This window comes from Thiohalobacter sp. (genome assembly GCF_027000115.1).
Lineage (GTDB): Bacteria > Pseudomonadota > Gammaproteobacteria > Thiohalobacterales > Thiohalobacteraceae > JALTON01.
This window is the reverse complement of record NZ_JALTON010000016.1, coordinates 37,032-50,460: the sequence shown is the minus strand read 5'-3', so window position 1 is coordinate 50,460 and position 13,429 is coordinate 37,032. Positions and strand designations below refer to the sequence as shown.

Genomic DNA, 13,429 nt, shown 5'->3' with positions numbered 1-13,429 from the left:
CCTGTATCCGGGGTATGCCGTCAAATGGCACGGTGGCGTGCCCGGCCACCGCATGGCGATCCCGCCGCCGGTGGTTCGGAATCGGCCCGAAATGGGGTATGGTCACGCCTGAAACCATAACGACAGGCCAACCGCCACCGATACCATGACCGATGCCCTGCTGATCCGCTTCCGAACCGGCGACGATGCCGTCGAGGCCGCGTGGGTGACGCCGGAGGGCGAGCTGCGCACCCGCCCGGAGCGGACCGATCCGGCGACGCTGGCGGCCCGCTGGCAGGGCGAGCCGGTGTGGGTGGTGTTGCCGGCGGCCGAGACCCTGCTCACCCGCGCGACGGTGCCCACACGCAACCGCCAGCGCCTGCGCCAGGCCGTCCCCTATGCCCTCGAGGACCAGCTCGCGGAGGATCTGGAGGCCCTGCATTTCGCCATCGGCCGGGCCGGAAACGAACAGCCGGTCCCGGTGGTGGTGATCGCCCGGCGCTGCCTGGAACACTGGCTGGCGCGCCTGGCCGAGGCGGGCCTGGAAGCGACCCATGTCTACGCCGAGGGCGATCTGCTGCCGCGCGGCGAGGGCTGGGTGCTGCTGGAGACCGACGCCGACGAGGCACTGCTGCGCACCGGCGAGACGGTGCTGGCGGTGCGCCACGCCGACCTGCCCACCTTGAAGACCCTGCTGGCGCCCGACACCACGCCGCCGCTGCAGGTGTTCTCCACCCAGGAGGCCCTACCCGAGGACATCAGCCGGCATTTTCCCGAGGCCCGGCTGGAACGGGTGACCCATCCGCTGGTGGTACTGGCCCGCGAGGCGGCCCGCGGCGAGGCCATCGACCTGCTGCAGGGCGACTATGCCCGCCAGTCCGGGGCGCGCCGGCTGTGGGCCCCCTGGCGCGCGGTTGCGGTGCTGCTGGTGGCGGTGGTTGCGGTGGCGGGGCTGCGCCAGGGGGTCGAGTACTGGCGGCTGCAGCAGACGGCGGCGGAGCTGGATGCGCGCATGGAAACGCTGTACCGCAACACCTTTCCCCAGGCCCGGCGGGTAGTGAATGCGCCGGTACAGATGCGCCAGCAGCTCGAGGCGCTGGCGCGGGGGCAGGGCGCGGCCGGGGACGAGTTCCTCGCGTTGCTGGCCGCCGCCGGCGAACCGCTGGCCGGGGCGCAGGGGGTCCGGCTGAAGGGCCTGCACTTCCGCGACGGCCGGCTCGATCTCTCGGTCACGGCCCCCGACGTGCAGACCCTCGAAGCCCTGCGCCAGCGGCTTGCGCAGCGGCCCGATCTGCAGGTCGAGCTGCAGTCGGCCAGCGCCAGCGGGGAGCAGGGCGTCGAGGGCCGGCTGCGGCTGGCGAGGGTGCGCTCATGAAGCACTGGTGGCAGGGGCTGGCACCGCGCGAACGCCTGCTGGTCGGTGGCGGTGGTCTGCTGGCGCTGATCCTGCTCGGCTGGGCGCTGCTGTGGTCGCCCTTCAGCCAGCGCCTGGCCGAACTGGACAGCAGCGTCTCCGAGCAGCGCGTGACCTACGAGGCCATGCGCGAGGACGCCGGTCGCATTCGCCAGCTTCAGGCCGGCGGCGGGGCGCGCTCTGCCGGGCTGGGTGGACGCTCGCTGCTGGCCGTGGTCGACCAGTCGGTGCGCGCCGGCCGGCTGGCCCCGGCGCTGCGCCATCTGGAACCCGAGGGCCGCGACCGCGTGCGCCTGCGGCTGGAGGGCGCGGCCTTCGATGAGCTGGTGCTCTGGCTGGATCAGCTTCAGACCCGCCACGGCATCCGTGCCGAGGCCGTCGATATCGAGGCGGCCGAGGCCCCGGGGCGGGTCGATGCGCGCCTGACCCTGGCCGCGGCCGCGCCATGAGGTCACGCCTCGCCGCGGGTCTCGCGGCGCTCTGTGTCCTGGCCCTGTTCCTGTTGTTCACCTGGCCGGCGGAACGCTGGCTGAGCGGCCTGCCCGAGCCGCTTGCCGTTCAGGCCCCCGAGGGCACGCTCTGGCGCGGCCAGGCCGCCGTGCTTGCGGCCGGTCCGCTGCGTTTCGAGTCCCTGCGCTGGCGGCTGCGGCCCGCCAGCCTGGTACTGGGCCGGCTCGGCTTCCGGCTGACCACCGGATCGCCCGCGATCGAGGCCCGGATCGCGGCCGGTCTCACCGGCCGCTGGTGGCTGCGCATGCCCCGCGCCGAACTCCCGGCCGAGTTCTTCCGGCCGCTGCTGGACCGCTGGGGCATCGAAGCGAGCGGCCGGCTCCTGATCCGGGAACTGGCCGCCAGCGGGCGCGGCGACTGGCCCGACCGGCTGGAGGGCGCGCTCGTCTGGAAGTCCGCTGCACTGGCCGCGCCGCTGAACCTGCCGCTGGGCGACCTGCAGGTCCGACTGCGTGGCGAAGGCGATGCGCTGCTGGCCGAGATGCAAGACCAGGGCGGTCCGCTGGCGCTGGCCGGCAGTGCCCGCCTCGAACGCGATGGCCACTACCGGTTGGACCTGAAGCTGCGGGCCCGCGCCGACGCTGCTCGCGCGCTGCGCGATGCCCTCGGGCTGCTGGGCGCGCCGGATGCGTCGGGCGACCATCGGCTGACGCTGGTGGGTCGCCTGCCTCGTCAAATTGTGGGCGCCGACTGACCCCATCCGTCACCCTCCTCTTCCAGTTTTCGGTAACGTGCTGATTTATCGCCAGGCCTCGTGATTGGCACGGCTGATGCAGCCTCGCGCCTGTCAGTCCCGTATTTCCACAGGAGGGAGGGAAGATCATGTTTTCAGTACCAACGACAGTGCGCCGCGTCGCCGCGGTGCTGGGTGTCCTGCTGGTGGTGGCCGTCGGTGTCACCGGCTGTGGCGGTGGCGGAAGTGGTTCGGGCAGCAGCTCGGGCGGTATCTCGGGCAGTGCGTCCTGAGGGGGTAATCACGATGAAACTGCATCAATTCATTGCGCGCGAGGTGCGCGGTCTTGCGGCCGGTGCCGGTCTGGCGCTGGCCCTGGCGATGGCGCCGGTGATGCCGGCGGCGGCCCTCACGGCGGGCGCCAGCTACACGGTCGTGGTGTCGCAGATCAACAGCGACGGCTCCGTGACCAGCCTGAGTTCCACCAGTGCGACGGCCGACAGCAACGGCAAGATCAGCTTCGATCTCAGCGGCCTGCCGACCGCCGACCAGACCCATTTCGTGCTGCTGCAGGTCAAGGATGGCAACGGTAGCGTGGTGCGCCAGGGCATTGCCCCGGCACCGGGCGCCGGCGACACCAACCTGGTCGGCGTCAACCCGCTTTCGGACGTCCAGGCCGAGGCCCTGCGGGCCTCGATGACGGACAACAGCACCGATGATCCGCTGGCTGCCGCCTTCGGGCTGGTCTTCATCCGCTCGGCGAGCCTGGCAGACTCGGATATCCCCGGCCTCAGCCAGATGATGGCGACCGCGATTCGTGGCAACGATGGCATGGAGGCCTTTCTGCTCAACAACGGGGTGAGCCAGTCCGCGCTCGAAACATTCAAGGACAGGATCATCTACAACGGCACGGCCGGGACGAAGGACATGTCCGATTACGTGGCCTTCTTCAAGACAGCGGTGGACAGCGCATCCGATGATGATCTCGCCAAGGCCGGCGGCCTCATGGGCGACATTCTCATCGACGCCGGGGACGCAGCCGGCATCGATCCCCAGCTGCTGCTGGCGGCCTTCGATGCGGCCGGCGACGCCACGGGGCTGGATGCGGCCATGCAGTCGCTTTCGTCAGGCTTCCAGAACTCCGTGATGGCTGCGGTCAACGGCTTCTTCAATCGTGTTGCATCGATTGCGATCAAGAAGGAGTACACGGACGCTCTCGGGACGCTGGGTGGGTCGCAGGCACTCATTGATCGCTTCAATTCCGGCGTACAGACCTTCATTTCTGCCCAGCAGCAGATCGACACCCAGTACGGCGACTACTTTATGGACCCGCAGGCCTATCTGGCTGCCAATCCCGGCGTTACCGAGCAGCAGGTCCAGCAGGCCATCGATACCGCCTTCCAGGCCGCTTGGAGCAGTTTCCAGACCGCGATACGTTCGAACAACAGCGAGATCAGCGACATGAAGAACAGTGTCGCATCGGCCCTGGGGGTGAGCGTCAACACCCTGCCCTCGGATCTTGGCATGGAGTACGACTTCAACGGCAACCAGGTCAACTGGCCGATCCCGCAGACCGTCGCGGTGAGCTGGGTGGCAAGCGTGCTCAACGCGGGTGGCAGCTTTGGCTATACCCGCGACACCACGCCCGTGCCCACCAACATGCAGAATTGGCTGGACAGCGACGACAATCCCGGCAATGGCATCGACGGTCAGCGCCACGACTTCACCAGCATGGGCATGCCGGCCGAGTTCGCGGCCCTGATGGGGCTGATGGAAGACGTCCAGATCCTGGAAAACACCCGCTATGCCATCTGGGACAACAACAATCAGCCAACCGCCCAGCAGCGCCAGCAGGCGCGGCTGAACTTCGTCAACGGGCTGGCGACCCTTGCCGGCAACATCAGCGGCACCACCGACGGCAGCACGGCCATCAGTGCCGCCGAGCGTGATGCACTGATCAAGCTGATGATGCAACCCAGCCTTAACTGAGGCGATGCCGGCCATGCGACAGGGCCTGTCGAGCGCCCCGGCCACCACTGGAACGAGGTGGTGGCCGGGGCTGCTGTTGTGGCTGCTGCTGGCGCTGCACAGCCGCGCGTGGGGCATGGATGAGTGGGTGCTGCGGGGGACGGTCGTTCTCGGCGAGGCGCAGGGCTACGCCATTGTCGAGCGCCCCGATGGCGGTGGCCAGGTCATGCGCAAGGTGGGTGAATGGCTGGTGCCCGGCATGCGCCTGGAGACGGTGGCGGCGGATCACGCGCTGGTCAGCGAGCAGGGTGTCTCACGCCGGCTGTCATTCGGGGCACGGTTGTCCGGGCCCCAGCCCGGGCGCACGGACGGGGGCTCTGCCTTTCGCCTAGATCCGCTGCGTTTGCCGGAGATCGTCGCAGCCATTGATGTGATTCCCCATCAGCAGAATGGCAGGGTCGACGGCTATTACGCCAACGCCATCCCCGAGCCGCTGCGCAAGGAGATCGGCCTGCAGCCGGGCGATCTGGTGCGGCGTGTCAACGGCATTCCCCTTGATGACCGGGTGGACGCCGGACAGCTCTATCGCCAGCTCGAGGCCGGGCAGCTGGCCGTCGAGATCGAACGCCACGGCAGGCCCATCCGCCTGATCTACCGGTTGGGTAGCTGACGGCGCGCCTTCGCGGCGTTATTCTTTCGGTTGGCCACCCTTCGGATATCCTGAACATGTCCCGCAAGCCCCTGCCCGCCAAACTCACCTCCGAGACCAAGTGCAGTTTCTGCCCCGGCACCAAGTGCTGCACCTACATCACCCAGAAGATCCCGGGGCCGCGTTCGCGCGATGACTTCGATCATCTGCTCTGGCAGCTCGCCCACGAGAACATCCAGGCCTACAAGGACAGCGACGGCTGGTTCCTGCTCATCAACAACCGCTGCACCATGCTCGGAGATGACGGTCGCTGCCGGATCTACGCTACCCGGCCGCAGGTCTGCCGCGACTACAGCAACGACTACTGCGAGTTCGATGCGCCGGCCGAGGAGGGCTTCGAGCTGTTCTTCCGTGACTACGACGAGCTGCTGGCCTATTGCCGCAAGCGCTTCAGGCGCTGGGACGAGCGCTGAGGGATCGGGGGCAAGAGAAAGAGCGCCACGGAAACCACCGAATCCACGGAAAAGGATGAGGTGCGATGGGCACGCTTCGCTTTGCCCATCCTACAAGGGAGGTCCCGGTAGGATGGGCAAAGGCGCGCAGCGACGTGCCCATCACGACAGGGGCAGCCGGCATGTCACACAGACGGGAACGGCCGGCATGTAACACGGAGTACACCGAGGCGCAGAGCACGCAGAGGCGGTCATGGATCAAACAGGAAATGCTCTGTGCGCCCTGCGTCTCCACGGCCTCGGCGTTCAAGGGTGAACGCCAGACAGAACCGCGTGCGACCCGACACATCCATCGCCACACACCCTCATCCCTTCCGTGGATTCGGTGGTTTCCGTGGCGCTCTTGAAAAAATCAGGGCTTCCCGATCGATCCCTGCAGGCCCCGGACCAGCGCGTCGAATCCCTCGACCGCCTCGAACTCCTCGGTGTCCTTGTCGGGTCCGCGGGTGTCCGGGCGGCGCACGGCCAGCAGGTGGCGGATGCCGTATTCGCGCGCCGAGCGCAGTACCGGCAGGCTGTCGTCGATGAGCAGGGTGCGTTCGCGGTCGAAGGGTTCGCGTTCGGCCAGCCAGTCCCAGAAGGAGGGGTCTTCCTTCGGCTTGCCATAGTCGTGGGCGCAGATCAGGCGGTCGAAGTGGCCGCCGAGGCGGGTCTTCTCCATCTTGAGATCGAGCGCCTTCTGGTGGGCATTGGTCACCAGCAGCACCCGCTTGCCGCGCGCGCGGGCGAGATCAAGGAAATCGGTGACATGGGGATGCACCGCGATGAGATGATCGACCTCGCGCTTGAGCTCGGCGATGTCCATGTCCAGCACCTCGCTCCAGTAGTCCACGCAATACCAGGCCATGGTGCCTTCCGCGGCCTGAAATCGCGGAAACAGCTCGGCCTTGGCGGCTTCCAACGCCAGGTCGTTGCGCTCGGCATAGCGCAGCGGCACATGCTCGCGCCAGAAGTGGTTGTCGAAATGGAGGTCCAGCAGGGTGCCGTCCATGTCGAGCAGCAAGGTATCGATGTGTGACCAGGGGGGCATGGGTGGGGGAGTCGGAATGCAGGAGCCAGGAGACAAAGTCGGGGGTCAGGAGACAGAAGTCGGAAGTAGTGCTACCGGGTGAGGTTAGCATCTTTCCGCGAGGGGTCGCCAGCGGACGCCCGGGTTCCGGCTACACTCCCGTCTCCGCTACAATGCCCCCATGTCGAAACCACCGGAAATCCTCGGAACCCGCACCGTTGCCCGCAGCCGCCTGTTTCGTATCGAGCAGTTGGACCTGCGCTTCGCCAATGGTACCGAGGTGGTGTACGAGCGGCTGCGCGGCTCGGCCGACGGCGCGGTGCTGGTGGTGCCGGCGCGCGATGCGGAGACGGTGCTGCTGGTACGCGAGTATGCCGCGGGCACCGAGCGCTACGAGCTGGGTTTTCCCAAGGGACGCATCGAGCCGGGCGAGGATCCGCTGGCCACCGCCCAGCGCGAGCTGCGCGAGGAGATCGGCCTCGGCGCCGGGCGGCTGGAGGCGCTGATGACGGTGACGGTGGCGCCCGGCTATTTCGGTCACGTGACCCACATCGTGCTGGCGCGAGACCTGTTCCCGGCCGAGGCCGAGGGCGACGAACCCGAACCCGTGGAAGTGGTACCCTGGCGGCTGGCCGAGCTGCCGGCGTTGCTGGCGCGGGATGATTTCACCGAGGCGCGCAGCATGGTCGCGCTGTTTCTGGCCCAGGAGAGGATGAGGCATGACCGATAACAGCAGCATCGACCCCTGCGCACTGCTCGACGAGGTGCGCGCGCTGGCTGCCGAGGCCGGCTGCCGGATACTGGAGATCTACGAGACCGACTTCGATGTCGAGCACAAGGACGACGAAAGCCCGCTGACTGCGGCGGACATGGCCGCGCACCGGGCCATCACCGGGGGTCTTGCGCGGCTGACGCCGGATGTGCCGGTGCTGTCGGAGGAGTCCGCCAGCGTGCCCTACGAGGAGCGCGCGCGCTGGGACTGGTACTGGCTGGTCGATCCGCTGGACGGGACGCGGGAGTTCGTCAAGCGCAATGGCGAGTTCACCGTGAACATCGCGCTCATCCACCGCGGCGAGCCGGTGCTGGGCGTGGTGCATGTGCCGGTGCTGGGCGTGACCTACTACGCCTGTCGCGGCGGCGGCGCCTTCCGCCAGACCGGCGACGCGCCGGCCGAGGCCATCCATGTGCGCAAGCTGCAACCCGGCCCGCTGGTGGTGGCCGGCAGCCGCTCCCATCGCGGCGATTCGCTCAACCGCTTTCTGGAGAAGGTCGGCGAGCACGAGATCATCAGCATGGGCAGTGCGCTCAAGATCTGCCTGGTGGCGGAAGGCCGCGCGGATATCTATCCCCGTCTCGGGCCGACTTCGGAATGGGATACCGCCGCCGCCCAGTGCGTGGTGGAGGAGGCCGGCGGCCGGCTCACCGACACCGACATGAATACCCTGCGCTACAACACCAAGGACTCGCTACTCAACCCGCATTTCCTGGTGTTCGGCGACGACTCGCGCAACTGGTCCGAGTACCTGTGAGCCCCGCGCCTTGTATCTGCCCCTGCCGCTTCTGAACCTGATGCGTGGCCTGGCCGCGCTGGCGGCGCTGGCCTGGATGGGGCTGATCTTCTACTGGTCGTCCTTCCCGGCTGGCAGGATGCCCATGCATTTCCCCTGGGAGGACAAGCTCTATCATGCCGTCGCGTTCGGCATCCTGGCCATCTTCTATCTGGCCGCCATGCGGCCCGGCGAGCAGGGGCTGGAGCGCCGCCAGGCGTTGCTCGCCGGCGTGCTGGCCGGCCTGTACGGACTGACCGACGAATATCACCAGAGCTTCGTGCCGACCCGGGTGATGGACTTCTATGACATGCTTGCCGACCTGTTCGGCGGGGTGCTGTTTGCATACGGCGCCTGGATCTTCATGCGGAGCTGGTATCGGGCGCGGTTGTCGCGCTGAAGGTCAAGAGCGCCACGGAATCCACTGAATCCACGGAAAGGACAATATGCATTGATGGGCACGCTTCGCTTTGCCCATCCTACAAGAAATGCTTCAGTAGGATGGGCAAAGTCGCGCAGCGACGTGCCCATCGCGCATGACCCTTCCCGTGGATTCAGTGGCGCTCTTGACCGTGACTTTCGCGGCGCTCTTCGCGAGGATGTCAGCGCGGTTCGCCGCTGCCGGAGACCACGCGCAGGTCGGCGGTGTGGTCGGGCAGCAGGCTGGCGAGCTTGGCGACCAGCTTGTTGCCGAAGGCGGGGGCGTTGCCATCGAGGCTCTGCTGGGTGAGCTGGCTGTCGTTGAACAGCACCGGCAGGTTCCATTCGGTGATCAGGTCGCACAGGGCGCCGGCGCTGGCCTGGGCCTGGTCGTCCATGTCCACCAGCAGCATGTCCAGTTGGGCGGGATCGATGTCACCCTGGCCGGCGGCCTCCAGCGGCAGCTCCGCCACCACCTCGATGCCGAAGGGTTCGATCAGCCGCCGCAGGTGGCGGCGCAGCACGGGTGACTCGCCGATGACGGCCAGGCGCAGCCGGTGTCTCAGCGCCGGTGTCTCGGCCGGTGTTTCCTCGCGGTTGGCGGGCGTGGGATTGAGCGCGCCCGCGCGCGGCATGGTGTCGGCATCCGGTTGCGGTCGCGCCGACGATTCGGATTCGGTCACGGCGGCCGGCGGTTCCGGCTCGCCGGCCGCGGGGGGCGGCGCGGTGGTGGGGAACAGGCCACCGGCCTGTTTTTCGCGCGCCACCTCGTGCACCAGATCGGCGTCGATGGTTTCGCGCTGGTCGGCAAAGCCGTACACCAGGGTGGTGTCGCAGATCAGGTTGACCAGCCGTGGCGTGCCGCCACTGTAATGGTGGACCGCGGCGCAGGCTGCGTCGGTGAACAGCTCGGGCGAGCCGCCGGCCACGGCCAGCCGGTGTCGGATGAGTTCGGTGGTCTCCTCGACCGTCAGCGGCGTGAGCTGGTAGTCCACGGCGATGCGCTGGGCGAACTGCACCAGATCGGGCCGGCGCAGGGTGTCGCGCAGCTCCTCCTGGCCCACCAGGATCACCTGCAGCACCTGGTCCTTGTCGGCGTTGACGTTGGACAGCATGCGCAGCTCTTCCAGCGTCTCGGCGGACATGTTCTGGGCCTCGTCCACGATCAGCACGGTGCGCCGGCCGCGGGCGTATTCGCCGATCATGAAGTCGACGAACGCCTGGTACATCTCCACCTTGCTCATGCCCTTGTGCTCGAGATTGAAGGCGAGCAGGATCCACTGCAGCAGTTCGCCGAAGGACTGATGGGTGTTGGAGATAAGTCCCACCGTGGTGTTGTGCTGCATCTGGTTGAGCAGGTGGCGGATCAGGGTGGTCTTGCCGGTGCCGATGCCGCCGCTGATGACAGTGAAGCCGGCCTGGTTCTCCAGTCCGTACTCGAGCATGGCGAAGGCCATGCGGTGCTTCTTGCTGAAATACAGGAAAGAGGGGTCGGGCAGCAGCGAGAAGGGTTTCTCGCGGAATCCGTAGAAGGCCTCGTACATGATGCCGCCGCCTCCCGGCGGATCAGGCCTGCCCGGCCTTGTTGAGCACGGTGCCCAGCACGTTGGTGCACTCCAGCAGCTCCACCGCGCGCTGCGCGGCCTCGGCCTGGGTGCGGCCTTCCTCGACCACCAGCAGCGCGGCGTCCACGTAGGGCGCGAAGGCCAGGGCGTCGGCTGCCGACAGCACCGGCGGCAGATCGAAGATGACGATGCGCTCGGGGTAGCGGTGCTTGAGCTCGTCGACCAGTTGCACCATCTTCGGCGAGTTGAGCAGCTCGGCCGAGTTGTGCACCGGACGGCCGGCCGGCAGCAGCACCACGTGGTCCAGGCCTTCCGGGTGCAGCAGCAGTTCGGCCAGGTCGGCATCGTCGAGCAGGTAGTCGGACAGCCCCTTGCCGGGCGCCAGGCCCAGGCGCTCGTGGATGCTCGGGTGGCGCAGGTTGGCATCCACCAGCAGCACTGTATGGCTGACCTCCAGCGCCAGGCTCACGGCCAGGTTGATGGCGGTCAGCGTCTTGCCCTCGTCCTCGCCGGGGCTGGTCACGGCGAGCACGTTCCAGTCGTTTTCCTTCAGCCGCTGCAGCACCTGGGTACGCAGGATCTTGTAGGCGTCGGCAAAGGCGCTTTCCTGGGCGGTGGCGACGATGCGGTTCTTCTTCATCACGGCAGGCGAAACCTTGGCAACCCGGGTGCGGGTGTACTGAATGTCCGCGGGCCGGGCGGCCGGGGCCGAGCGTCCCGTCTGTTTTTCGGTGGCCTCGCCACCTCCCTGGACACGTTGTTCCCGTGCCTTTTCCAGTGCAACCTTGATGCGTTCCATAACAGCAACCTCGTGAATACAGGACGACGCCGTGCGTCCGCAGCCGGAGCGGCCCTCGCCCAACGCGGGCGCGCCGCTCCGCAAGTCTCGTCCCGCGAGAAGAAGTATCCCGCGGCCGGCCCCCTACTTTACCCCTTTCCGCGCACTTCGGCCCAGCGCCGGTGTGCCCGCCTTTCCGGGCTATCGGGAAAGGGGGTGAAAAACTTTAGCCGGGATAGGGGGTTAACCCCTGATCCGGCAGCCCGGCGGTGCGCTGCGTCATGACCGCCTGGCCAATCCTGTAGGCCGGATGCCGCAATACCGGGGCAGTTCGCAGGATGGACAAGGGGCTGAAAGCCCGTCCCCCGCTCCACGCCGCATCATGATGGGCATGCCGCTGCGCGCCTTTGCCCATCCTACGCGTACTGCAGGGCCGGAATCCGCGGCAGTTCACGGGATGGAAAGGGCCTGCAAGGGCCATCCCCATCTTTACGCCGCATCATGATGGGCACGCCGCTGCGCGTCTTTGCCCATCCTGCGGTCTTCGCGGCCGGGATGCAGGCCGGAGGCCGGATCCCGCCGCGGGACCTCACCCCACCAGGTTGAGCCCGGTGAGGATGCTCACCTTGCGCAGCGCGCGGAACCAGAGGACGTCCAGCGGCGCAAACAGGAAGTGCACCAGCAGCGCCAGAACCAACACGCCGGCGGTGGCCGCGCCCAGGGTGCGCCACTTGCGGCGTTTCTTCTGGCGCTGTTCCTCGTCGCTGGCGAGATAGGGAATGACCGCCAGCGGGGCCACGGCGAGCGTCGCCGCCACGCCCTTGGCGCCACGAATGGAGCGGTCCAGGCTCTCGCCGACCGCGGCCAGGCCCAGGCCCGCGCCCAGCGCCAGCACGAAGCTGAGGAAGATGATGGCCGGACGGTTGGGCTTGATCGGCTCCTCGGGCAGGGCCGGCGGATCGATGAGCGTGAAGCGCTCACCCTTGCTCTCCGATTCGAGCTGCTGGGCCACCTGCGCCTGCATCTCCTTGGCCTTGATCTCCTGGTACTTGGCGACGGCCTGTTCCAGCTCGCGGCGCATGGCGCTGTACTGGCGCTCCACCTCGGGAGTGGCGGTCAGGCGCTGTTCGTATTCCCGGAGCTTGGCCTCCAGCTCGGCGCGCCGCGCGCGCTGGGCGGCGATGTCGGCCTCGGTCGCCTGCAACTGGGCGGCCAGCGACACATAGGCCGGGTTGTCGGCATCGATCTGCTGCCCTGGCGTGGCCGGGGCCTTGTCGAGTTCGGCCTGGAGGGCGGCGACGCTGCGCTCCAGCCGCACCACGTCCGGGTGCTCGGCCGAATATTTCTCCCGCGCGGCGGCGAGCTCGGTCTGCAGCGCGCGCAGTTCGGACTGCAGGACGTCCCGGTCCGGGCCGGCGCCGGTTTCCTTCTCCAGGCCCTCGATCTCGCGTTTGAGGCGGATGACATCGGGGTGGTCCGGGGAATAGCGCGCGTTCAGGCTCAGGTACTGGGTGCGCAGGGCCTTGAGCCGGGCCTGGGGACTGATGTTCACGTCCGGGGTATAGGGGTCGAGCTGTTCGAGCTGCCCCTTCAGATAGAAGCGCCGGTCCTCGAGCGTGCGGATCTGGTTGTCGATGTCCTCGATCTGGCGTTCGGTGCGGTCCATGAGCTGGCTGTTGAGCTGCGCCAGCTCCGGCAACCGGTTGACGTTCTGTTCCTTGAAGGTGGCGAGTTGCTGTTCCAGCACCGCGATCTGGTTACGCAGCCGGTCGGCCTCGTCGGAGAGGAAGGCGAGCGTCTCGCTGGCCTTGCTGGAACGCTCCTTGAGGTTCTCGTTCATGAACAGGCTCGCCAGTTCGCCGGCCACCTTCTGCACCTTTGCGGGATCCTCGCCATTGAAGGCCACGGTGAAGGCGATGGTGGCGGGCATGGGCCGGCCGGTGCGCGGGTCGATGACCTCGGCGTTGAGCAGCTCCACCTCGATGTCGTCGCGCATGCGTTCGAGGATCTCCTCGGTGGTCTCGCGCTCGCGCTCGTCCTCGTACAGGCCGTATTTCTCGATCAGGCTCATCATGTTGGCACGGGTCATGACGCGCGCCTTGATGGTCTCGATACGCTGGGTGGCGTAGCTGGTGACCGTGGACTGCACCAGCTCGGCCGGCACCTCCTGCTCCTCGATGAGGATGGTGGCGGCGGAACGGTAGGTCGGGGGCCACAGCAGGGCCACCAGCAGGCCGATGGCGAAGATGGCCGAGAAGGTTGCCAGGATGGCGCCCCGCCGGCGCCTGAAGGCGTCCAGGTAGTCCTGAAGGTCTTTGACTTGCTCTTCCATATCCCTGTGGTCTCGTGATGCGTTGCACGGCGGGCCGGCCCGCGTCATCGGGCCGGCCAACACCCGGCCTGCC

The 13,429-nt window shown here is 67.6% G+C and carries 14 protein-coding genes; 10 read left to right on the top strand and 4 right to left on the bottom strand.

From position 1 onward, the window contains the following. Positions 1 to 145: 145 nt before the first annotated feature. The 7 genes from gspL (at position 146) to MVF76_RS02265 (ending at position 5,666) form a co-directional block, all read left to right on the top strand. Positions 146 to 1,354, top strand: coding sequence for a type II secretion system protein GspL (gene gspL / locus MVF76_RS02295; RefSeq protein WP_297527168.1), 1,209 nt, complete (start codon positions 146 to 148; stop codon positions 1,352 to 1,354). Next, positions 1,351 to 1,842: a type II secretion system protein GspM gene (gene gspM, locus MVF76_RS02290; protein ID WP_297527167.1), complete on the top strand. Its 492-nt coding sequence runs from the start codon at positions 1,351 to 1,353 to the stop codon at positions 1,840 to 1,842. Before gspL ends, gspM begins: the two co-directional genes overlap by 4 nt. Beyond that, positions 1,839 to 2,597: a type II secretion system protein N gene (locus tag MVF76_RS02285; RefSeq protein ID WP_297527166.1), complete on the top strand. Its 759-nt coding sequence runs from the start codon at positions 1,839 to 1,841 to the stop codon at positions 2,595 to 2,597. Before gspM ends, MVF76_RS02285 begins: the two co-directional genes overlap by 4 nt. Positions 2,598 to 2,725: 128 nt before the next feature. Then, complete coding sequence (locus tag MVF76_RS02280; protein ID WP_297527165.1) at positions 2,726 to 2,869, top strand: hypothetical protein; 144 nt, start codon at positions 2,726 to 2,728, stop codon at positions 2,867 to 2,869. A 13-nt stretch (positions 2,870 to 2,882) separates the two neighbouring features. Then, positions 2,883 to 4,565, top strand: coding sequence for a hypothetical protein (locus MVF76_RS02275; RefSeq protein ID WP_297527164.1), 1,683 nt, complete (start codon positions 2,883 to 2,885; stop codon positions 4,563 to 4,565). Positions 4,566 to 4,578: 13 nt separating this feature from the next. Further along, positions 4,579 to 5,214 (top strand): hypothetical protein, encoded by a 636-nt coding sequence (locus MVF76_RS02270; protein WP_297527163.1) that lies wholly within the window; start codon positions 4,579 to 4,581, stop codon positions 5,212 to 5,214. A gap of 56 nt (positions 5,215 to 5,270) precedes the next feature. After that, positions 5,271 to 5,666, top strand: a complete 396-nt coding sequence (locus MVF76_RS02265; RefSeq protein ID WP_297527162.1) for a YkgJ family cysteine cluster protein — start codon at positions 5,271 to 5,273, stop codon at positions 5,664 to 5,666. Positions 5,667 to 6,057: 391 nt separating this feature from the next. Here the strand turns inward: MVF76_RS02265 and yrfG are convergent, their stop codons facing one another. After that, positions 6,058 to 6,735 carry a GMP/IMP nucleotidase gene (yrfG, locus tag MVF76_RS02260; RefSeq protein WP_297527161.1) on the bottom strand — a complete coding sequence of 226 codons (678 nt, stop codon included), beginning with the start codon at positions 6,733 to 6,735 and terminating at the stop codon, positions 6,058 to 6,060. 160 nt (positions 6,736 to 6,895) lie between these two features. Between yrfG and nudE the strand changes: the two genes are divergently transcribed. The 3 genes from nudE to MVF76_RS02245 are packed head-to-tail and all read left to right on the top strand — an operon-like array spanning position 6,896 to position 8,661. After that, complete coding sequence (nudE, locus tag MVF76_RS02255) at positions 6,896 to 7,444, top strand: ADP compounds hydrolase NudE (protein ID WP_297527160.1); 549 nt, start codon at positions 6,896 to 6,898, stop codon at positions 7,442 to 7,444. Beyond that, a complete protein-coding gene (gene cysQ / locus MVF76_RS02250; protein ID WP_297527159.1) occupies positions 7,434 to 8,243 on the top strand; it encodes a 3'(2'),5'-bisphosphate nucleotidase CysQ in 810 nt (269 codons plus the stop codon). The genes nudE and cysQ overlap by 11 nt, the downstream gene beginning before the upstream one ends. 10 nt (positions 8,244 to 8,253) lie before the next feature. After that, positions 8,254 to 8,661, top strand: a complete 408-nt coding sequence (locus MVF76_RS02245) for a VanZ family protein (protein ID WP_297527158.1) — start codon at positions 8,254 to 8,256, stop codon at positions 8,659 to 8,661. Between the two features lie 202 nt (positions 8,662 to 8,863). Here the strand turns inward: MVF76_RS02245 and MVF76_RS02240 are convergent, their stop codons facing one another. The 3 genes from MVF76_RS02240 to MVF76_RS02230 form a co-directional block, all read right to left on the bottom strand. Then, positions 8,864 to 10,225: an ExeA family protein gene (locus MVF76_RS02240; protein WP_297527157.1), complete on the bottom strand. Its 1,362-nt coding sequence runs from the start codon at positions 10,223 to 10,225 to the stop codon at positions 8,864 to 8,866. Between the two features lie 22 nt (positions 10,226 to 10,247). Continuing rightward, a complete protein-coding gene (locus tag MVF76_RS02235) occupies positions 10,248 to 11,045 on the bottom strand; it encodes an exopolysaccharide biosynthesis protein (protein ID WP_297527156.1) in 798 nt (265 codons plus the stop codon). A gap of 568 nt (positions 11,046 to 11,613) precedes the next feature. After that, the gene (locus tag MVF76_RS02230; protein ID WP_297527155.1) at positions 11,614 to 13,356 is read right to left on the bottom strand and encodes a GumC family protein; all 1,743 of its coding nucleotides are present in this window, start codon (positions 13,354 to 13,356) and stop codon (positions 11,614 to 11,616) included. Positions 13,357 to 13,429 lie beyond the last annotated feature (73 nt).